Source organism: Nonomuraea salmonea, from assembly GCF_042428605.1.
Lineage (GTDB): Bacteria > Actinomycetota > Actinomycetes > Streptosporangiales > Streptosporangiaceae > Nonomuraea > Nonomuraea salmonea.
This window is the reverse complement of sequence record NZ_JBHMCF010000040.1, coordinates 46,598-66,335: the sequence shown is the minus strand read 5'-3', so window position 1 is coordinate 66,335 and position 19,738 is coordinate 46,598. Positions and strand designations below refer to the sequence as shown.

The window sequence follows — 19,738 nt, the reverse complement described above, 5'->3', positions numbered from 1 at the left end:
GCCCCTTTTCCCCACCTCCCGCGCCAAGCCGTCGCGCCCGCTAGCGCCGTCCGCGCTTGAGGCTGGGAGCCTTTGATGGCGCCGGTTGTCGCTCGCATCACGCCCTCGTATCCGCTCCCTGCGCTCGCCTGACCACCGCCGCTCCCGAACCACGAGGGCTGCCACGGCGAGAGCCGCTCAGCGCCCGACGTGAGTTGCCCGGGTTGTCCACAGGTATCGGGCCTCGCCGGCCACTCATCCCCAGAACCGCGTTCGGCCCCTCGCCGCCCAGCCCCACTCGGCCAAGCTCGGACCTCCCACTCGCCAGCCGCTGGGAGGCCCACCATGCACCGCCCCTTGGTCATCACCGAAGACCACGCTCTGCTCGACGACCTCGTCCGCATAGCGGCCGCCGCCGGCGCCCAGCTCGACGTGGCCCACGCCCCCGCCCCGGCCCGCCCGTTCTGGAACCTGGCCCCGCTCATCGCCATCGGCGCCGACCAGGCGGAGGCCGTGGCCGCCACCTCACCCCCGTCCCGCGACCAGGTTCTCCTGGTCACCAGAGACCCAGACGACCCGGACACGTGGCGTAAATGCGTGGCGGTGGGCGCCCAGACCGTCCTCACGCTGCCCACCGACGAGCGCAGGCTGGTCGACCGCCTGGCCGACGCGATGGAGCCCGACCCGAGATCGGGTTCGACCATCTGCGTGATCGGCGGCAGAGGTGGCGCGGGAGCCAGCGTCCTGGCCGCCTGCCTGGCCCTGAGAGCTTCGGCCGACCACCTCCGCACCCTCCTCGTGGACGCCGACCCACTGGGCGGAGGCATAGACGCCCTCCTGGGCCATGAAGAGGCGAAGGGTTCACGCTGGGGCGACCTGGTGGCGAGGGAGGGGCGCATCAGCTCCAGCGCCCTGCAAGCAGCGCTTCCCGCGTTCGGCGACCTGGCCGTGCTCTCCTTCCACAGAGGAGACGTCGCCCCGATCCCCGCGCAGGCCATGCGCTCAGTCCTCGAAGCGGGCCGCCGCGGCTTCGACCTGGTGGTCGTCGACCTGCCGAGACACCTCGACCCGGCCGCGACAGAGGCCCTCAGCAGGGCGAAGACGACTTTGGCGGTGGCGCCGGCCGATGTGCGCGGCATCCTGTCCACCGTCCAGGTGCTCACCGAGGTGCGCAAGCACACCCTCGACGTCCGGGCGATCCTCCGTCCTGGAGTGCTGGACGACGACCTGGCCATGTCCTCCCTGGGCATCCCGTCCGCAGGCAACCTCCCCGACCAGCCCAGACTCACCGCCACCCTCAACCGCGGCGAACTCCCCAGGCTGGGCCCCCGCACCGTGCTCGGCGCCCTGTGCACGTCCCTCCTCCGTGACCTGCTCCCGGCGACATGACCGCCACCCCTGTCACGGCGGCCGTCTCACCCGAGCTGGTGGAGGCCGTCCGCGTACGCCTGGCCAGAACCGGCGTAGAACCGACCGCAGCCCAGGTGGCGGTGGCGCTGAGGGCGGAGAAGGCGGTCTACGGAGACGCCGAGATCCTCGCCGTGGCCCGAGCCCTGTGCGCGGATCTGATCGGCGCGGGCCCCCTGGAGCCGCTGCTGGCCCGCCCCGACGTGACGGACGTCCTGGTCAACGGCCCTAGGGAGGTCTGGGTGGACGACGGCACGGGCCTGCGCCGCACGTCGGTGACGTTCGCCGACGACGGAGCCGTACGCCGCCTGGCCCAGCGCCTCGCCACCGCGGCCGGCAGACGCCTCGACGACGCCTCCCCGTACGTCGACGCCCGCCTGCCAGGAGGAGTCCGCCTCCATGCCGTACTCCCGCCGGTGGCCCCAGGAGGCACCTGCATCTCCCTCCGCCTCCCGCCCCGCCGCACCTTCACCCTGACCGATCTCGTCCGAGCCGGCACCATCACCCCACCCGCCCTCCCGGTCCTGACCGCCATGGTCACTGCGAGACTCGCCTTCCTCATCTCAGGCGGCACAGGCACAGGAAAGACAACGTTGCTGTCCGCCTTGCTCTCCCTGGCCGACCAGCGCGAACGCCTCCTCCTGGTGGAGGACTCCGCTGAGCTCCGCCCTCTCCACCCCCACGTCGTACGCCTCGAAACCCGCCCACCCAACCTGGAAGGCGCCGGCGAGGTGAACCTTCGCGACCTCGTCAGGCAGGCACTGCGCATGCGCCCCGATCGCCTGGTCGTAGGTGAGGTGAGAGGCGCGGAAGTGGTGGACCTGCTGGCCGCGCTCAACACCGGCCACGAGGGCGGCTGCGGCACGCTGCACGCCAACACCGCGGCCGACGTTCCCCCACGCCTGGAGGCGTTGGGTTGCGCAGCGGGCCTGACCAGGGAAGCCGTCCACAGCCAGCTGTCCGCCGCCCTGGACGCCGTCATCCACCTGACCCGAGACCGAAAAACCGGCAGAAGACGCATAGCCCAGGTCTGCCTCCTGACCAGAGCCTCAACCGGCCTGGTAGAGGCCGTCCCAGCCCTGACCTTCACCCCTCAGGGCACCACCCATCCCGGCCCCGCCTACGAGGCCCTCGCCCACCGCACCACCCACAGCCCACCGCTCGATCTCTCGCTACCGAGCGCAGCCGACTTGGACAGCCGCCCATGACCAGCGCCCTGATAGCCGCGTTGTCCACAGCCTGCGCCCTATGGCTGTGGACAGCCCCTTCCACCCCCACAACCCGCCTCACAAACCTGCTGCGGACCAGGAACACGTCACCCCACCCCCGCCCCTCACCGTCGAGACTCCTCGCCCGCCCCAGCCCCACCCGCCAAGCCGAAGCCTGGCGAAAGGCATCGATCGAGCTCTGCCAATCCCTGTCAGCGGAACTCTCCGCCGGCCGGACCGCAGCCGAATCGATGGCCCGAGCCCTGACCGCAGTGGACTTCCCCGACCAGGCCCTCCTCCGCCCCGTCCTGGCAGCCGCACGAGACGGCGGCGACGTCTCCACAGCCCTGAGGACGGCCGCTCCACCCCAGGGCGGCGAGGGCCTGCACCAGTTGGCGGCCTGCTGGGAGGTGGGCACCACGGTGGGCGCGGGCATGGCCGCCCTGATCGACAGGGTCGCGCAAACGCTGAGAGCCGCCCAAGCCCACCGCCAGGACGTCGCAGCCCAGCTGGCAGGCCCCCGCACCACGGCCAGGATGCTCGCCGTCCTCCCAGCTCTAGGCCTCCTCATGGCCGCCGCCCTCAACATGCATCCCCTGGGCTTCTTGTTCGGCAGCATCCCCGGCCTCATGTGCCTGACAGCCGGCGTGGCCCTCGACGTCTGCGGCCTGTGGTGGACCAACCGCATGGCCACCCGAGCCCAATCCTGACCCGACCCCCGATCGGACCCTGCGATGCTCCACGTGCTGTCCGCCCTGTCCGCCCTGTCCGCCCTGTCCGCCCTGTGCGCCGGCATGGCCGCCTGGCTCTGGCTCTCTCCGAGAACCCCGGCAGAACGCCTCACCCGCCTACGCCCACCGAAAGAACCACCCGAAGAACGTCACCCAGCCCCACGCCGGCTGGAGCCGGCCACCCACCGACTCACGAAGCGAACGATCCTCACCGCAGCATGCACAGGCCTGCTCGCCGTACTCCTCATAGGCGGCACCTCAGGCCTGATCACCGGCGTCCTCCTGACCCCCGCGACAGCGTTCTACCTCCACCGCCGAAGCCCACCCGAATCCCAGGACGACCAGCGCAGAATCGCCGCCGACCTCCCCTTCGCCGCCGACCTCATGACCGCGTGCCTCCGGGCAGGACGCCCGGTGAGCACCGCCACCGAGACGGCTGCTACGGCCATAGGCGGCCCACTCGGCGAGCGCCTGACCTGGGCGAGCACCCAGCTACGCCTGGGCGCCGACCCAGAACCGACCTGGGCCTACCTGGCCAAGGACCCGTCCATGGGCCACCTGTCGAGAGCCATGAGCCGAGCGGCGCAAACCGGCGCTCCCGTGGCCGACGTACTGACCCGCCTGGCCGACGACGCCAGAGAAGCATCGAGAGCAGCCGCAGTCGCCGCCGCGAGAAGCGTCGGCGTGAAAGCAGTGGCCCCGCTGGGCCTGTGCTTCCTACCGGCGTTCGTATTGCTGGGAATCATCCCGGTAGTGGCGGGTCTGGCGTCGACCATCATCATCCCGTAGCCACTCACTACATAAGCCGAGCCATGGGCTCTGCCCATGCATCATCAGCGCTATGTACCAGGGAGCCGAAGGGCAAAAAGCCAGCTCATCAATCCTGTGTAGTGGGCACCTGAACCAGCCGGGCACGAAGCTCGGCTACATCTACATCCGTCAACCCGGCCGCCCGCAATTGCTTCTCCACCTCCAACCCGTCCAACGCCCCAAGAAGGGCCTCCCGAGCAGTGGTGCCCTTACGGGCGAGAATGCGGCGAATGTCATCAGTCTGATCCGCAACCCCCAGGGCTTGGAACAAGGGAGGCAACCGGCCCGCGCTCAACGCATAGTCGTCGGCGATGTCATCGGGCGAGACCCCGGCCAGTGCCAACGCCAACATGACGATGAGCCCGGTCCGATCCCGCCCAAGCCCGCAGTGCACCAGCACCCCACCAGGCCGAGCCCGCGCCACGGCCGCGAGGGCCTCCGCACAGAACCGGGCCTTCTGCTCGATGAAGACCCGGTAGTAGAGCGGAGAACCATCGAGCTCGTTCTCCCAGATCTGGTTCCAGAACACGGTGTCGGCGGAGTCGTCCAACGGCACGTGGACGGTCGTCACCTCTTCAGGCCGAGGACTTGAATCACCGCGGCGCTCATCGTCGTTCCGCAGATCGACCACGGTCCGAACCCCGTGCTCGACGAGCGCCCGCCATCCCGCCGCCGTAAGCCGCTCGGGATTATCCGACCGAACCAGGGCTCCCGCACGTACGGACCCGCCCCCGCTCACGGCGATCCCGCCGAGGTCCCGTACGTTGAAGCACCCTTCCCAATCGAGGTCCCGCCGCTCGACCACAGAACCTCCAGGGGCATCGCGAACATTTGCAGCGAAACGGCCTTATCCGTCACCGCCACTCATTGAGACAGCGCCAGCCCTACGTTGGTTCGCCATTTCCGGGACGCTGATCTTCCGCCATGCCGCCGAAGGCGATCTCGTTCCCTTCCGGGTCCTCGTAGATGACCTTGGTCACGCCGTTCTCGTACGTCTCCCGCTTGACGGGCTCGATGCCGCGTCGAGTGATCGCCGCGACCCGTTCCCGCAGGTCCTCGACGAACGACACCACCAGCGCGTTCCCGGCGCGTTCCGGCTCTTGGACGATGTAGACGTACCGATGCTCGGCAAGCTCCCACACGGCCTCGACGTCGTTCGGGATGAACGACGGCTTCTCCCCGAACAACTGCTCGTACCACCGCAACGCCGCCTGGTAGTCGCGGACGGGGATGCCGGCGAACAGATCAAGGGTCATGTCGTCCTCCACATGCAGTCGCGTGCCGCCGCCGTAGTAGACCCCCGCCCCGCCGAAAACTCATCGCCATCGAGCCGAGCGCAGGGACTGGACGAGCCGAGACCCGGGATGAGGTGGCCGACACCCCACGGCCAGAACCTGCTCATCCACAGACCATCACCCCTCCAGCAGGCTCATCCACAGAACCGCGTTCGGGCCACCGCCCGCCACCCCGCCTCCGCCACCCTTTGAACCCCCGCCGGACAACCTCCGGCCCTCAACACCTGGAGGCACGATGCCAAGTCCCGCTACCACGCCAGACGACATCAAAGCCACCCCAGAACGCTTCGATCGCACAAGCGAAGCACGACCCCAGCAACCACCCACAACCCCACACCAAGCCGCTGAGCCCTCCTCGATCCGCCGGGCGAAAGGACCCTGGCCGCGCGTGAACAAGTGGCTCCATTACGCGGCCGTCAACCGCGAGCGCGGCATGTCCACGCACCTTGTCGCGGCAAACGGCGTGTCTCGTTTGGTTCGTGTCCTGATTAGCCGGGGTGCCCAGTCCGATGGCGGCTGCATGATACGGATGGCCTCGTGTCCCGTTTCTTGATCCGTGAACCTATAGGATCCCTAGCGGATGTGACCTAAATCACAGCAGAAGTGGAGTTGTGCTAACAGCCGCAGGTGCGCTGTATCGTGAACTCTCACTAAGAGTAACTGCATGACTCCGCTATAGGGAGGGCCGCGACATGCCGTTATCTGAAGGGTGGCGCGACCAGTACAACCGTATGCTGCGTAGCCGGGCCCGCCTGGCCGAGGCTGCCGGACCGTCATCGATCGGGTCCGACGAGGCGCGCGACAGGCTCTACCATTTCTTCCAAGATGCGTTTCACCTGCGGGATTGGTTGCGTTACTCCGACGATCCGACCATCACAGCGAAGGCGGCTGCTCTGTGGGGCGCAGGCAGCCACATCAAGGCCACGCCCGTGCTGGCGCTTTGCCACGACATCTGCATCGGCGTAAAGCATTTCCGCGTAGATCGGCCTGCGACCGGTGACGCCGCGACAACAATCTCCAGCCAAAGCGTGACTCTGAACGTCGCGGTGCTATCGGCCCAGGCCTACATCGACAGTGGCAAGGCGGAGCGCGGCGCACCTGCAGAGTTGACGACCGCTATCCATGTGTGGGAGATCAGCTCTGATGGACAGGTGTACGACGCGGTTCAGCTTGCCGACGATGTGATCGCGGCGTGGAACGGCTGGTTGCGGGCGAATGGCATGCTGTAGCGGCACCTGCACCCTCGTCCGCTGGACCGTAATGAACGTCACCGAGTAGAATCCTAACTCGGCAGAAGTAGCGTGTTGAGCGGGGAATTTTTGAGTTAGGACACCCCGTCGTGGATAGAAGTCACAACCGTGGCAAACGTCTCACGAAGGGATTCGAATGGATCCGCAGCACGTCCTTTCCGCTCTTGTCGGCGCTCTCAGGAGCGCCGGTTTCGCTGTTCACGACAACGACGACCGTCTCACGCCGTCGCCCTTCCCCGGTGATGCCATCGCCTACATGCACCACGACCAGGTGGAGTTGTACCTCGTCGATGGCACCCTCCGTGAAGGGGGCGGCGAGATGGCTGCTGACCGTGCCGCTGCGGCGATCGCTGAGGCTGGCTTGCAGGCAGGGCCGGACGCGGCCAGTGCGCTGCTGAACGGCAGAGTCGTCGTGATGACCGTCTGATTTCGGTCCGCGAGGGAACCTTTCGCCCGCCCTCACCGGGTAGTGGGGAAAGCTTCAGCGTGGAATTCAGAAGTTGAACAGGCCGTCTTGAGCTTAAGGGCCCGTGTTTTTCCACGGGCCCTTGTGCGCCCAGGCAAATCAGGCCGGCGGCCGCCAGTCGACGTTCACCCCCATCCTGCCCAGCCGTGGTGGTGGCACCGGACGTGCACAGCCGCCTCTGAGACGCCTTTGCTGTAGATGGCTTCCTACTGCGTTTCGCTGATCGGGAGGTCGAGGTCGTCGCGTTCGTCGCAAAGTTTGTGGCCAGCGAAAGAGTGGCCCCACATGGCAAGAGATCGGGGCGACCTTCGGTTGAACCCGCCCCCAAGGCCAACGCGGCCATCCACCACCTGGGTAAGCGAGGTTGCTGTCTTCCCCGAGCTCAAGCAGCCCTTGCGCCTCGGGCCGCGTAGCAATCCAGCGCCGCCGGCGGCGGTGTGACGAGCTGTTTCCGCACGGCCCAGGCCCGGTGAACGAGGGCCACGTCCGGAATGAACTGATCGATAATCTTCTGCCTGGCTAGGCCGCAAGGGGCGCGATAAGATTGATCCGTGCAACCAGGCGATTTCTTGGTCAGCGAAGAAAACCCGGAATGGGATCTTATAGGGCTTGACTCTGAAAATCGCATGCGCCGAGTGCTTGATGTGGCCCTAGTGGACCAACTCAGGCAAGGTTGCCTTGAAGGTACCTCTGACCTTGATGCTGCCTACGGTCTTGCTGCTCTCGCCCATGATGAGCTCGTTGCATTCGGCACCGACAGCTCTCAGATTCTGGATGATGATGACATCGCCCTGGTTCTGCGTGCGCTCCGCTCGGTCCTGCGTCGTCTGGGCCTCAAGTTCGAACTTCCCTTCAGGGACTTTAAAGGATTTCACGGATACTGGTCCGGGCATGGGATGTCAGGGCCAGGTGGGTGGGGTGCACGTCGAGGCTATCTTCAAGAGGCATTCGAACCAGTCTTCCGGGAACTCAATGAACGCGAAGATCGGGAGGAAGCCGGTTTCATCCGAGGTGTGGATGGCCAACTCAAGAACATCATCTTTGCGTCTAACGGTCCTAAGCCGGAAATCATTCTACGGGGCGCTATCAATAATGTGGTCGAAATCTCCAAAAATACCGATTATTGCTTGTTCTATGACCGACCTCTCGGCGACTCCGGTCTGACTTGGACGGAACTCGTGGCTTGGTGGCGAGAGCAGCACCAGTTCGGTGATTCGTCTGACCGCGAGGTTGGTCATCACCTCTACGAGCGTTTGATCGCATCATGCGATACAAGCATGAGTGAGTCGTCAGATTTCTGGCCGGAGAAGACAATCTTCCGGACCTACTGCAAACGCTATGGGCGGGAAGATGGAGGTAAGCAGCCTGCGCTACTCCCGCAAGTATACCTGCATTACGATCCCCATACCCGAAGACAACGGCTTGGAAAGCCTGGCATATTGTTACGTGAGCGAATGGACTTCCTTCTACTGCTGCCTCGCGGTGTGAGGATTGTTATCGAGTTTGACGGTCAGCAGCACTATGCCGAGGGTGATACCGCTTCGCCGCGTCTATACGCGCAAATGACAGCCGAAGATCGCAAGCTCCGGTTGAAGGGCCATGAGGTTTACCGCTTCGGCGGCTTCGAGCTGAAGCAGCCAGGGGCGGGGGACATGCTCACACAGTTCTTCGATGAGTTACTCAGCCGCCATGGCCTCTAGCCTTCAAGCCTGACGCCAAGACCTAGCGCACTTGAGGTGCTCTGTAACGACAAGTTTGGATTCGAAGCGAGGAGCTGGGCTGGTGATCGCCAAGGTCTGTCGAAGCAGAAGTTCCGTGCGCCGGCAAGCGGAGAGACGTACGCTGCCCCTGTGACCGAAACTACGTCTCATGCTGCCGATTTTCGCCAGCCCTTCGTCGGATATCTGCCGGGCTATTTGGCCGCGAGCAAGGCAACGGCGCCAGGGCGTCCCCTGCAAGGGGTCTACGATGCTGCGCTGATGGAGCAGTGGCAGGGGCTGCTCAACAGCTCGGCGTCGCAGGATGAGCGCCTTGTCCATACATTCCTAGAACGTCATCCGTCGCTGTTGCCTGGGGCTCATAGCGTTGATGGGGATTCGGGCCATTCGGCTTTTCCGATGGCTGTGATCTCTAAGCCGAAGTTGCCCGGGTTGAGCGACCGGGAGCCCGACTTCATGTGGCTCGCCACCGACAGTGAGTCCCTGTATCCGATCTTGATCGAGATCGAAACTCCTCATAAGAAGTGGTTCCACGGAGACCGTGCTGAGATTCACAGTCACTTTACGCACGCCCAAGGGCAGCTCGCCGAATGGCGGGCATGGTTCAACCGCGGGCACAATCGTTCGGCGTTCTTGGAGTACTACGAGATACCGCCCGAACTGGCCAGAAGACGCCTCACGCCCAGGTTCGTACTGATTTACGGACGCCGGGACAACTATGTGAACTCCCAGCGTCGTCAGGAGAAGCGTGCCGAGCTGGCCCGTGCGGATGAGCGGCTCATGTCCTTTGACCGGCTCACGCCGGCTAAGGACGGCGTGCTGTTCTCCTGCGTGCGCAAGGAACAGGATGGCTACCGGCTAGTGGCGGTTCCGCCCTGCTTGACCATTTTCAACGACGGCGAAGACTACCAACACGTGTTCGGGTGGGAAGCAGCGCTGGATGCCTGCCTCGACATGGCGCCTTCTCGGCGAGAGTACCTCAAGAATCAGTTGCGTCTGCTCACCGAGAATCCTGCGGCCTATGTGCAGGCTAGAGGCGGACTGCGATTTCGCAGGCCACAGTGGTTATGATTCGACACCTGCGCTACTAGCGGTAGTCCGTTGGGTCAAGCGCGGGGCCGGGTAGGGCGGGAATGCGGGGGCTTCCGGATGAAGGGAGCCGGGCCGATGACCAAGGCCAAGCCGTGTCCGCCTGCACCGGGGCCGTTGGAGGAGTACGCGGCGTGCTTCGATGAGGTCTTCACCCATGTGGGCAGCGGCGCGGGTTTCGGGAGTATGTGACGGGGTTGTGGCCCCGCGCGAGCGCAACAAAACAGCCACGGCGCTGTCCGGGGCCGAGCCGGTGACCGGATCCAAGAGTTCCGCGGCGCAGCGGCTGCAATACTTCCTGTCCGAATTGTGCTGGGATCCCGATCGGGTCAATGCCCGACGCCTGGAGTTGCTGCTGGCCGAGCCGGCGAGCTTGGCGACCGCACCGGCTTGCGCCCACCCACCAGCAAGATCGAGGACTACGACCCCGACGATCCCCAGCTCGGTCAGGCCAGCCGCACCCGCTGCACCTGGGGCGGCAGCGATCGCAACAACCCCTGCCGCAGCCATCCCAAGTACACCGTCACCGATAAGTCCGGCACCCTCTGGGCCTTCTGTGACGATCACTTGCCCCGCTACCTCACTTCCCGGCAGAACGGTCTGGGCTGAGTTGACCAGGTGTGGGGAGATCGGTGGCGGGTCTGGGCGTCGCGCTCATTCCAATGCGGCGCGCTTCCAGTGCGGTGAGTGGTAGCCAAGCAGCCCGGTCGGCGATCACGGAAAGTGGCTACCGCACCCCTCGGAATCGAGAACTCGCGACGGTTGAATAGGCGACTCCACCGGTAAGTATCGAGGCCGGTCTTGAAGGGCAGGTCGGCTGCACGGTGTGCCGGTGCTCGGGCGCGTCCGCGGCTGCGGTTACAGGTCCTGGTCGACGTCGCTCTCCGGCGGCAGACCGAACCGCCTGATGCGTTCCGCCTGTTCATCTTGGCCCTGCTGGTGGAGCAGAGCGATCAGTCGTTCGGCGGAGTACGGGACGCCCACGGCGACCAGGTCGCGCAACTCCTCGGTTTGTCCTTGCTGCGCCAGCAGCGCGGCCAGGTGCTCGGCGGCAACGTTGCAGCCGGTCTCGACCCGCGTGCGGAGATCGTCTGTCCGTCCTTGCTGGGCCAGCAGTTCGGCCAGCCTTCGCGCGGCGGCGTGGTGGTCTGCTTCGGCGAGCGTGCGCAGGTCCTCGATTCGGCCGCGTTCGTACAGCAGTTCGATCAAGGACTCGATGGCGTGGTGGTTGCCCGCTTCGGCCAGGATGCGCAGTTCATCAATGTCGCCCCGCTTGGCCAGCAGCTCGGCCAGCCGCTTGTGGGCCGTGTCGTGGCCGGCCCCGGCCAGGGCACTCAGGGCGTCGATCTGGTCCTGCTGTGCCAGCAGGTCGGCCAGGTACCAGGCGGCGACGTCGTGGCCGGCCTCGGCCAGGGCGCACAGCTCCGCTGCCTGGCCGTGTTTGGCCAGCAGGTCGGCCAGGTGCCAGGCGGCATTGTCGTGGCCGGCCTCGGCCAGGGCACGCAGCTCCTCCACCTGGCCATGTTTGGCCAGCAGGCCAGCCAGCAGCCGGGCGGTGGTGCGAAGGCCGGTGTCTCCGCAAGCGCGCAAGACGGCGATCGCCTGCGCTGTGCGGCCGCGTTTTGCGAGCACTTCGGCCAGGTGCTCGGCGGCGAAGGCGTCGCCCGCCTCGGCCAGAGCACGCAGATCGTCGATGCGGCCTCCCCGGGCCAGCCGTTCAGCCAGCTCGCGGTTGGCTATAGCGCCGCCTGCCTCGGCCAGGGCACGCAGGTCCTGCAGTGGGCTGTGCTCCAGCAGGAGGTCGAACAGCTGCCTGATGGCAGTGTGATAGCCGGTGTCGGCGAGTGGGCGCAGGGCAGTGATCGCCTCGTCGGTCTCACCCCGCTCCAGTAGCAAATCGGCTAGCGTTGTGATGACGATCGGGTGACGGGCCGGCGTAGGGATGGCGCGTAAGGCGGCGATGGCCTGGTCGGCCTCACCGCGCTGGAGCAGCACCTCGGCCAGCCGGCGGGCGGCGTAGCCGGTGCCTGCATGGGCCAGGTCGCGCAGTTCATCGATCTGGCCCTGCTCGACCAGCAGCCTCGTCAGCTGGTCGGCAGCGGTGTCGCCGCCGGCCTCGGCCAACTCGCGCAGTTCGCCGATGCGGCCCTGTTCACCCAGGAGCCAGGCCAGGCAATCGCCGGCGAAGCGGTCTCCGTGGGCGACGGCAGCGCGCAGGACGACGAGGGCTTCCTCGATGCGGCCGTGCTCGGCCAGCAGGTCGGCGACTTGCCAGGAGGCGGGGACGGGGCCGTGGCGCAGGCACACGGCGTAGGCTTCGTCGGCTCGGCCCTGGTGGATCAGTACGTCCACCAGGTGCTTGGCGGCGACGCTATCGCCGGCATCGCAGAGGGCGCGCAGCTCTCCTATCAGGCCGTGGTCGACCAGGAGGTGGACCAGCTGTTCGGATGTTGCTCCCTCGGCCGCGTGGGCTTTGCGCAGCAGCTTCTTGGCCCAGCCGTACAGCCTCCTGAATGTGGCCGTGTCGGCGGCTCGCACCTGGTCGTCAGGGTTGGCCACGAGGTCAATGAGCGCCTGCCAGGTGGCGGCCGGCACCTTCGTCAAGTGGCGTTGGCGCCCGATCTGCTGCAGCAGGTAGTCGGTCACCAGGTAGCCCTGGACTTCCATCGAGTCTGGTGCGGCGATCGCGTTCAGCACCGCGGTGTCAGGGAGCAGCGGCTGCCGCAGGTACGCCATGGCGTTCTCGAACCAATCCGTGGGCGCCGCGCCACGCCGGCGCTTGTCGCAGTAGCCAGGTGCCGCCTGGCGCAGGAAGGCGGCGTTCACCGGCGAGCGCACTCCGAGGCGGGCGGCATCGACTGCGGCGTGGAGAATCGCTGTGGCGTACGGGCCGGCGTTCTCGGCGTGCAGGGCCAGCTCCGGAGCGCCGGCGACTGCGGGGAAGAGCTCATAGGTGGTGATCTCCAGCCCGGCTCGAAGGCGTTTGTCGTGGACGGCGGCGGCTCGTGCCCGCGCCAGTTCGGCGTTGCTCAGCTTGGCGCGGATGACCAATGGCGTGGCCTGCTTCTTGACCACGTCCCATTCCGCGGCGTGGGAGCGGGAGTCGGCGGGTCCGGGTTGTCCCGCATATGCGTGGTAGAACTCCTGGCGCATGGTGGCGATCAGGAGTACGCCGGAACCGGTCAGCGTTCGTACCAGATCCGAGGTGAGTCCCGCCGTTCCACTGAGGTAGGTCTGCAGCTCATCTAGCCACACCACCAGCTCCGCGCACGGGTGGGCAGCGGCCTGACGAATCTGCTCGACGCCGGCCGGATGCAGCAGCCGCCAGTGCGGCAGCAGGAGCCGGATGGCCTCATAGGCGCTGCGGGTCTTACCCGTCGATGACTCGCCCGTAAGCAGCAGCAACCGTCCTCGCCCATCCGTGGCGGCTCGTTGGATCAGCGCGCGCAGGCCTGCTGGGTCGGTGTCGGTGTCGCGCTCCACGTAGACCGGCTGATCACCGGTCGCGCCGGGCACATCGATGGCGGCATGCACCCCAAGAGCGCGCGGGTCGGCATCACCGACTCGCACCAGATCGATGAGCCGGTCAAGGTCCGGCTTCCCGCTCTGGCCCACGGCGCGTTCTCGTGCGGTCAGCCATGCCTGGTGCCGGTCCCGGGGCACCGCGCAGGCGCGCAGGAACACCGCCAGTGTTCTCTGGCTAGGCCGGCCCTGCCGGTACATGTCGCTGATGGTTTGCTTGACCAGCCGCTCAGGTGGTTTCAGACGCCGTGCCGCAGCCTCGATCTCGCTAGGCCGGCGTCCGCCGGCCAGAGCCTTGAGCGCCGGCCCCAGTTGCTCCGGAGTGTGTACCGCGTCCGGGTCTGGCGGCGCGGACGCCGGATCGGAGTCGGCCGCCGGCCGGTTGCCGTTCACTGGCGCACCCCTGCGCATGGCAGCTCAGCTGCGCATAACCCGGCGGCCGTGCCACCCGATGCGATGAGCGCCGCCTGCACGAGCGCGCTCGCGCCGGTCCGGTGTGTCCGTCCGGTCCGAGACGGCTGCCGGACAACACCTGCGCCCCGCCAATGGGAAAAGCCGGCACCGACATCGGTCCGGCTCTTCCACCGAGCGATGGAGCACGAAAGATCATGCATCACCTGCACGAGTTCCTCCCCTTGGCCGTGGCTGCCATCAACCTCATCACCGCACTCATCAACCAGCGTCCTGCCCGACGGCGCGCTGAACAGCCGGGACGCCTGGCCTCTGCCAACCAGGACATTCCGAACAACACGAAGCGGCGATAGTACTCCTGCAGCGGGCACGCCGCGCCCGCTCCGAACCGCGTCCCGGCGCGGCGGACAGCCCGCGAGAGCGTCTCCCCGGGCGGCGCGGCGGCGCTGCTGGGCGGCGCGGTCCACGGTCGGCCGACCGGGCGCGAGCCTGCGACGGCCACGAGGTCTGCGGTCGTGGCCGCCAGGTCTTAAGCCGTGACAGCACGTTCTGGCCAGGGCATGCGCCCGTCAGCAGGTACGGACGACGCGCCAGTCGGTTTCTAGCCGAACGTGTGTTTGCGGGTGGGCCATCCGGGGGCGACCTGCCGGTCGGTGCCCGCCTCCAGTCGGACGTTCGCCCGGGCGAGGAAACCTCCGCTCGCATCACCGCCGATCTCGGCTCCTGCCGCCCCTCGCGACGCCGGCCGAGTACCGGGACGTGCACCATGCCTTCATGGCCGCGAACATGCCTCACGTGAGTGATAAGATCATCGTGCTCTGACCTGCGGGAAGAGGTCAACAACCCCAGATAACGATCGCGCTCCGCGGGAAGCGCGGGGGTGGCAGTCGAGAGCGGACCCCGTCGTCCCGCGTCCCGTATCGGTCCGCGTCGCTCGGGGCCTGACATGCGCTCCTGCAGCGCGCCGACCGCGCCCAGGCTGTCGTCCATTTTGCCGCGTCTCGGTGAACTCATCGACCACCAGGCCGGTGAAGGCGCCGCCAGCATCCGGCGCCGTCCCGGCGAAGATGAGGTCTACCAAGGCCGCCGGGCAGCGCGCCTGTCGGCGGGACGTCGCCGGCCCACGTGCTGGTGGCGTCGGAGCGAAGCTGAGGGGCGACGAGGGCCATCGCGTTGTGCCCGGTGTCGTGCCCGGTGGCGGCTGCGAGCATGCGAAGTCGGCCAGCCGTGCAGTCGGTTCCCGCACGCGGCCCACACCCTCGAGCCAGTCGGCCAGCACCATGCCCGACAAGATCATCAAGCTCTGACCTGCGGGAAGAAGTCAATAACGCCAGATAACAATGGATGCCGCATCGCCTCCATCAAGCGTCCCGGTCATCCGGCAGTGGCAACCCGTAACGGCGGACCCGGTCGGCCTCTTCCACGAGGCCCGCCCGCTTCAGCCCCTCGATCAGCAGGGGGGCGGCCGGAGGGTCACCCCAGTCCACACGGGCGCGCAGTTCTTTGACTTGCCCCTGGTCAGCGAGCAAGCCGACCAGTTCACGGGCGCAATGAGAATCGCCAGCGTCGGCGCCCGCCCGCAATTCGTCCGCCCGCCCCTGCTCACGTAGGAGTTTAGCCAGGTACATGAAGGCGGGCGGATCGCCGCGCAAGCGGAGTTCCGTCTCGTAGCCGCACTTGGCCAGCAACTCGGCGAGCACCATCGCTGGGCCGTACCCATCCGCGTCAGCGAGAGGACGCAGAACCGCAAGAGCGTCGTCCTCCTGGCCCTGTGCGGTCAGCCGCCGAGCCAGGGCAAGGCCAGCGGATCTGCTGCCGGCATCGGCGCGAGCGCGTAGCTCGGCCTCGTGGCCATGGTCAGCGAGAAGATAATCCAGCTCCGTGGCAGCACCAGTGTCGCCGGCGTCGGCCCGGTCGCGCAGGAAAGCGATGGCCTCTTCGGCGCGGTCGGCTTGGACCATCACCGAGATCAGGTGACGCCTGGCTGCGCTATCGCCAGCATCAGCCCGGGGACGTAGAAGGGCGAGGGCCTCGTTCTCCCGTCCGAGATGGGCGAGCCGATCGATGTCGAGCCGGGCCAGCCAGGCGGCGGCAGCGGCGTCACCCGCGTCGATCCGAGCGCGGAGATCATGGTCTCGGCCTTGTCCGGTTAGCCATTCGGCCAGCCACCGCGCGACGGCATGGTTGGCATCGGCTAGGGCGTACAGGTCGGCTTCTCGCCCGTGCCTAGCCAGCAACTGAGCCAGGAGCACCGCGACAGCGTCTTCGGCAGCTGCATAAGGGCGCAGGAAAGCTGCGGCATCGTCGGCACGGTCGTGCGCTTCCAGCAGGGAGGCCAGCCTCGCGGCGACAAACGTGTCGACCACCACGCCGGGGTGCTCGGTCGGCAGGGCGCGAAGCACGTAGTCATGCAGCAACCGGTCCGATGCCGCCGCGCATGTGCGCATCTTGTCATCGGCATTGGTGACGTGCTCCGCCAGGGCGCCCCAGGTGCTGGCGGGGATTACGATGCGGCGGCGCTGCTCGCCCAGGTGCTGCCGGAGATACTCGGCCAGCACGTAGCCCGCCGGACGACCCATGACGCGTGGCGGCGCGGCCGGCGCCAAGACGGCGGCCGCGCCGTCGAGCTTCTCCGTCAGATAAGCCAAGGCCGCCTCGAACCAGTTGTCCGGGGCCTGTGCGCGCTGGCGTGCGTCGCAATAGCCCGGTGCGGCCTGGCGAAGCAGGTGGGGGCTGAGCGGGCTGCGCACGCCCAGCCGGGTGGCGTCGACCGCGGCGTGCAGGATTGCGGCGGCGTAGGCGTCGGCTCCGCGTGCGCGGGCCAGCAGCTGCGGGGCAGCGGCGATCACCTGAAAGAGGTTGTCGCAGCTGGCGCGCAGTGCGAGTGCGATACGCCGGTCGCCGGCCGCGGCTACGGCGCGAGCGCGTTCCTGCTCGGCGGTCGACAATGCGCCATCCAGATGCACCACCTCGGCCAGGCGCATCACGTCCCGGGCGCCCGTCCCCGCGGCGGGCTGCGGCGAGCCGGGCAGCCGCAGGTAGGTGTGGTAGTCAGGGGGCCACATCGTGCCGATCACGATGGCTGCCCGGTCCAGCAGGGTACGGACGGTAGCGGCGGTCAGCGGGTCGGAGTCGTCCAGATAGCAGTGCAGCTCATCCAGCCACACCACCAGGTGCTCAGGTCCGGTCTCGGCGGCCCGCCGGATTTGAGCGGTATCGGCGGGGTGTAGCAGCCACCGGTCCGGCACCACCGCCAGCAGCCCCTCATAGGCGCAGCGGGTCTTGCCCACGCAGGAGCCGCCCACCAGCACGACCAGCCCGCCCCGCTGCGCGGCCCGGCCGATCACGGCCCGCACTCCGCGCGGGCCCTCGTCGGCGTCGCGGTCGACGTAGGACGGCAGGTCGCCGACGGCGCCGGGAGCATCGATCGGGGCGTGCACGCCCAGCCGGCGCGGATCGATCTGCGTTAGCCGGATCAGCCCGCCTGGACCGGCCGCGGGCTGCCCGGCGGCGGTGCGGTCAGTACGGGCCGCCCGGCCGCGCGCCTCTAGCCAGGGGGTGGGGTCTTGATCGCAGGCCTTCACCAGTTCCGTCAGGGTGCCGGGCTGGGGTAGCACGCCGCGGCGCAGGATGCCGTGCACGGTGGCCGTGCTCAGCCCCGCCTGCTCGGCTAGGCGCTGCACACTCCAGCCGCCCCGGTCGAACAGCGCGTTCAGCTGGCTTGTCAGCTCCTGGCGGGTGCCGATCAGTGTGGGATCGATTGCGTTCATCCCTTCGGGACCCTTCGCCGCCGTTCGGTTTCCTTCACCTTCCATGATGACGGTGCCCGGCGCGACCTGGTCTGGGAACTACGGGGCCGATCCTTTCGGAGTTCTGGCTTGGAACCGAACGGCGGCGGCCGGAATGCTTCAGGTCATCACCCACGTCCCGTTGGAGGGTCCTAATGACCGTTCCCGCACGCCGCACAGCGCCCGCCGACTCCGGCAGCTCCGCCCGCTGGAGTCCCTCCTCCCGCCGCCGTCTTCGGCACCTGGCCCGCCTTGCCCTGTTCGCCGCCGTGCGCGGGCTGGGGTACGCGATGGGCACCACCACGGTCTCGGCGATTGTCTGGTGGATTACCCACCGCTGATTCGCCCAGAGCGATATGAAGCCCAGCACACGCAGGCCTGCCCTTGCGGCCCCTGGCATGTCACTGGTCGTCCGCTAAGGTCAACGGGTCTGCGTTTTGGCCTTTCAGCCGGTTAGCCGCTGGCATGCCGCCGCTCCGCCGACCGAAATCTTCCCCGCCGCGAGACCCGCGATCTGCAGCGGGAAGTCGTCGCGGCTGGTTAGTCAGGCTCCTCTGACAGGTGCCCCACATGGCGCGCGCAGCATTCCCGAACGCCTCGTCGTCGTACTCAGCCGGCGCCATATCGGGAGTTGGCCGACGTGCCTTAGAATCGAAGGGCTCACTGACAGATAACAAGTCCGCCAGAAAGTCGTATGCTCCACGAACTAGGGCGCGATCCGTGGAGAAGGTACCAAACTCTAAATGGCCGCTGGAGGAGGCATTGGTCCAGTTAGCGCTGCCGAGCCACACTGACTCAGGCACGAAGACATCGCCCATGAAGAATTCATCGCTGTCTCAAAGGAATCCCAACACGATCATCTTCGCGTGAAGCAGCGGGCCCTGCCTTCGGTGTCCTCCATAGCCAGCAAGTCGTACCGGGCCAACCATCACGCTCATCTTGTCAGATGGGCCGACAATAGCGCGGCGACCGTCGGTTAAGGGCATGAGATCCGCCAGTGCACTGAGCGCGTTGGTCGGCAGTCCATCTCCCTCCGCCTGTAGCTTCTGCACCGTCTCGCTGAAGGGCTCGTCAGGGGCGGGCTTATCCACGATGATGCAGCACTGCATGTCGGCCAGCAGTTGCCCGATGGTAGCGTTGTCGAACCATGGAACACAGCCCAGAGCTGCCGGGATCCGGCGGCCACTGTTAGCGTGGTAATGCCTCTGTGGCTCCTCCACGAGGCCATCCAGGACCCCCCGCCCAAACCAAGCTCGATCGATGGCGCGCGGTCCCCAGGCGACGCCCTTCTTGATATCCCATGGGTTCATGGGGCTCCTCGGTCGTGATTCGTGGTCCGGGACCTGATAGCTCCGATGTAGGTTTCTATCATTGCTCGCCGAGCTTGTGGTCATGTGGAGCACGTCAGATGGCAGCCAGCTCAATCGCGGTTCACGAGCCTCCTCGAGATCAATTGTTCGATGAGGAACGCGCTCGTGGCCTGTTCATCATTTACAGGTACTTCGATCGTCATGGAATCATGCCGGCGAGCAAGTTCCGCGTAGCCGCGAAGAACCTGATCATGATTTTTCTCATCATCTTCAAAAGGAGAGGCGAACAAAAATATCAAGTCCGCCGGCAGATCTACCCAAACAGATTTGATCAGCCCGAAGAACGCCTGCTCGTCCACGCCGAGGTCGCGGAGGTTGGCACCGTACCAGCCATAGGCCACGGTAGACCACCACCATCTGTCAAGTACGATGCCGCGTTCCCGGCGGGCCTCAGAAAGCGCAGTAATGTTCTCCGCGTGACAGGCGAGGTGAAGGAATTGACGCGCTAGGGCTGATGTGATCTCGGTGGTTTCCGTCAGGGCGTAGATTTGTTCCGTGACACCTGTCAGGCCGGAGGGCATGTGGGTGAACAAGGGGGCGGGGGTAGCCCAGTCAAGGTTGGCAAGTTTCTGCTGTTGCGTAGTTTTTCCGGCGCGGTCCAGCCCCTCTAACACCACCAGCGAGCCGGGCCGCAGGTGCAGTTTCCGGTCTGCCACTGTGCACCTTCCACTAGGTCTTGCCCGACAGGACCGAA

17 protein-coding genes and 1 pseudogene are annotated in these 19,738 nt (G+C 66.7%); 12 read left to right on the top strand and 6 right to left on the bottom strand.

What is annotated here, in order from left to right:
• The first annotated feature begins 324 nt into the window (after positions 1–324).
• The 4 genes from ssd to ACFFR3_RS35230 are packed head-to-tail and all read left to right on the top strand — an operon-like array spanning position 325 to position 4,114.
• The gene (gene ssd / locus ACFFR3_RS35245) at positions 325–1,368 is read left to right on the top strand and encodes a septum site-determining protein Ssd (RefSeq protein WP_379484562.1); all 1,044 of its coding nucleotides are present in this window, start codon (positions 325–327) and stop codon (positions 1,366–1,368) included.
• Positions 1,365–2,594: a TadA family conjugal transfer-associated ATPase gene (locus tag ACFFR3_RS35240; RefSeq protein WP_379484561.1), complete on the top strand. Its 1,230-nt coding sequence runs from the start codon at positions 1,365–1,367 to the stop codon at positions 2,592–2,594. The genes ssd and ACFFR3_RS35240 overlap by 4 nt, the downstream gene beginning before the upstream one ends.
• Positions 2,591–3,304 carry a type II secretion system F family protein gene (locus ACFFR3_RS35235; protein ID WP_379484560.1) on the top strand — a complete coding sequence of 238 codons (714 nt, stop codon included), beginning with the start codon at positions 2,591–2,593 and terminating at the stop codon, positions 3,302–3,304. Before ACFFR3_RS35240 ends, ACFFR3_RS35235 begins: the two co-directional genes overlap by 4 nt.
• A 24-nt stretch (positions 3,305–3,328) precedes the next feature.
• The gene (locus tag ACFFR3_RS35230; protein ID WP_379484559.1) at positions 3,329–4,114 is read left to right on the top strand and encodes a type II secretion system F family protein; all 786 of its coding nucleotides are present in this window, start codon (positions 3,329–3,331) and stop codon (positions 4,112–4,114) included.
• 88 nt (positions 4,115–4,202) lie between these two features.
• On the opposite strand, the gene ACFFR3_RS35225 is transcribed toward ACFFR3_RS35230, so the two are convergent.
• Both ACFFR3_RS35225 and ACFFR3_RS35220 read right to left on the bottom strand, forming a co-directional pair.
• Positions 4,203–4,940, bottom strand: coding sequence for a tyrosine-protein phosphatase (locus tag ACFFR3_RS35225; RefSeq protein ID WP_345394009.1), 738 nt, complete (start codon positions 4,938–4,940; stop codon positions 4,203–4,205).
• Positions 4,941–5,019: 79 nt separating this feature from the next.
• Positions 5,020–5,391: a VOC family protein gene (locus tag ACFFR3_RS35220; RefSeq protein ID WP_345394012.1), complete on the bottom strand. Its 372-nt coding sequence runs from the start codon at positions 5,389–5,391 to the stop codon at positions 5,020–5,022.
• A gap of 731 nt (positions 5,392–6,122) precedes the next feature.
• On the opposite strand from ACFFR3_RS35220, the gene ACFFR3_RS35215 reads away from it, so the two are divergent.
• The 6 genes and pseudogenes from ACFFR3_RS35215 to ACFFR3_RS35195 all read left to right on the top strand — a co-directional run bounded on the left by ACFFR3_RS35215 (position 6,123) and on the right by ACFFR3_RS35195 (position 10,562).
• A complete protein-coding gene (locus tag ACFFR3_RS35215; protein ID WP_345394015.1) occupies positions 6,123–6,659 on the top strand; it encodes a hypothetical protein in 537 nt (178 codons plus the stop codon).
• A gap of 157 nt (positions 6,660–6,816) precedes the next feature.
• Positions 6,817–7,107, top strand: coding sequence for a hypothetical protein (locus tag ACFFR3_RS35210; protein ID WP_345394018.1), 291 nt, complete (start codon positions 6,817–6,819; stop codon positions 7,105–7,107).
• Positions 7,108–7,697: 590 nt separating this feature from the next.
• Positions 7,698–8,846 carry a hypothetical protein gene (locus ACFFR3_RS35205; protein ID WP_379484558.1) on the top strand — a complete coding sequence of 383 codons (1,149 nt, stop codon included), beginning with the start codon at positions 7,698–7,700 and terminating at the stop codon, positions 8,844–8,846.
• Between the two features lie 150 nt (positions 8,847–8,996).
• The gene (locus ACFFR3_RS35200) at positions 8,997–9,935 is read left to right on the top strand and encodes a Shedu anti-phage system protein SduA domain-containing protein (protein ID WP_379484557.1); all 939 of its coding nucleotides are present in this window, start codon (positions 8,997–8,999) and stop codon (positions 9,933–9,935) included.
• Positions 9,936–10,031: 96 nt separating this feature from the next.
• Positions 10,032–10,338 (top strand): annotated as a pseudogene (locus ACFFR3_RS50275) (IS701 family transposase); the annotation flags it as partial.
• Positions 10,339–10,343: 5 nt separating this feature from the next.
• The gene (locus tag ACFFR3_RS35195) at positions 10,344–10,562 is read left to right on the top strand and encodes a hypothetical protein (RefSeq protein WP_345394033.1); all 219 of its coding nucleotides are present in this window, start codon (positions 10,344–10,346) and stop codon (positions 10,560–10,562) included.
• Between the two features lie 249 nt (positions 10,563–10,811).
• Here the strand turns inward: ACFFR3_RS35195 and ACFFR3_RS35190 are convergent, their stop codons facing one another.
• On the bottom strand, positions 10,812–13,868 hold the full coding sequence (locus tag ACFFR3_RS35190; protein ID WP_345394036.1) for a hypothetical protein: 3,057 nt from the start codon (positions 13,866–13,868) through the stop codon (positions 10,812–10,814).
• 215 nt (positions 13,869–14,083) lie between these two features.
• On the opposite strand from ACFFR3_RS35190, the gene ACFFR3_RS35185 reads away from it, so the two are divergent.
• Positions 14,084–14,239 (top strand): hypothetical protein, encoded by a 156-nt coding sequence (locus ACFFR3_RS35185; protein ID WP_379484556.1) that lies wholly within the window; start codon positions 14,084–14,086, stop codon positions 14,237–14,239.
• Between the two features lie 1,008 nt (positions 14,240–15,247).
• Here ACFFR3_RS35185 and ACFFR3_RS35180 read toward each other — a convergent pair.
• The gene (locus ACFFR3_RS35180; protein WP_379484555.1) at positions 15,248–17,656 is read right to left on the bottom strand and encodes a hypothetical protein; all 2,409 of its coding nucleotides are present in this window, start codon (positions 17,654–17,656) and stop codon (positions 15,248–15,250) included.
• A gap of 173 nt (positions 17,657–17,829) precedes the next feature.
• Here ACFFR3_RS35180 and ACFFR3_RS35175 point away from each other — a divergent pair, with 173 nt between their 5' ends.
• A complete protein-coding gene (locus ACFFR3_RS35175) occupies positions 17,830–18,015 on the top strand; it encodes a hypothetical protein (protein ID WP_345394045.1) in 186 nt (61 codons plus the stop codon).
• Between the two features lie 495 nt (positions 18,016–18,510).
• Here the strand turns inward: ACFFR3_RS35175 and ACFFR3_RS35170 are convergent, their stop codons facing one another.
• Complete coding sequence (locus ACFFR3_RS35170) at positions 18,511–18,984, bottom strand: hypothetical protein (protein ID WP_379484554.1); 474 nt, start codon at positions 18,982–18,984, stop codon at positions 18,511–18,513.
• A 110-nt stretch (positions 18,985–19,094) separates the two neighbouring features.
• A complete protein-coding gene (locus tag ACFFR3_RS35165; RefSeq protein ID WP_379484553.1) occupies positions 19,095–19,700 on the bottom strand; it encodes a nucleoside/nucleotide kinase family protein in 606 nt (201 codons plus the stop codon).
• Positions 19,701–19,738: the final 38 nt, after the last annotated feature.

Excerpts from the sequence above, each read along its gene's own strand:
- ssd (WP_379484562.1), top strand. The coding sequence starts at position 325 with ATGCACCGCCCCTTGGTCATCACCGAAGACCACGCTCTGCTCGACGAC.
- ACFFR3_RS35240 (WP_379484561.1), top strand. The coding sequence starts at position 1,365 with ATGACCGCCACCCCTGTCACGGCGGCCGTCTCACCCGAGCTGGTGGAG.
- ACFFR3_RS35235 (WP_379484560.1), top strand. The coding sequence starts at position 2,591 with ATGACCAGCGCCCTGATAGCCGCGTTGTCCACAGCCTGCGCCCTATGG.
- ACFFR3_RS35230 (WP_379484559.1), top strand. The coding sequence starts at position 3,329 with ATGCTCCACGTGCTGTCCGCCCTGTCCGCCCTGTCCGCCCTGTCCGCC.
- ACFFR3_RS35220 (WP_345394012.1), bottom strand. The coding sequence starts at position 5,391 with ATGACCCTTGATCTGTTCGCCGGCATCCCCGTCCGCGACTACCAGGCG.
- ACFFR3_RS35215 (WP_345394015.1), top strand. The coding sequence starts at position 6,123 with ATGCCGTTATCTGAAGGGTGGCGCGACCAGTACAACCGTATGCTGCGT.
- ACFFR3_RS35210 (WP_345394018.1), top strand. The coding sequence starts at position 6,817 with ATGGATCCGCAGCACGTCCTTTCCGCTCTTGTCGGCGCTCTCAGGAGC.
- ACFFR3_RS35185 (WP_379484556.1), top strand. The coding sequence starts at position 14,084 with ATGCATCACCTGCACGAGTTCCTCCCCTTGGCCGTGGCTGCCATCAAC.
- ACFFR3_RS35180 (WP_379484555.1), bottom strand. The coding sequence starts at position 17,656 with ATGAACGCAATCGATCCCACACTGATCGGCACCCGCCAGGAGCTGACA.
- ACFFR3_RS35175 (WP_345394045.1), top strand. The coding sequence starts at position 17,830 with ATGACCGTTCCCGCACGCCGCACAGCGCCCGCCGACTCCGGCAGCTCC.
- ACFFR3_RS35170 (WP_379484554.1), bottom strand. The coding sequence starts at position 18,984 with ATGAACCCATGGGATATCAAGAAGGGCGTCGCCTGGGGACCGCGCGCC.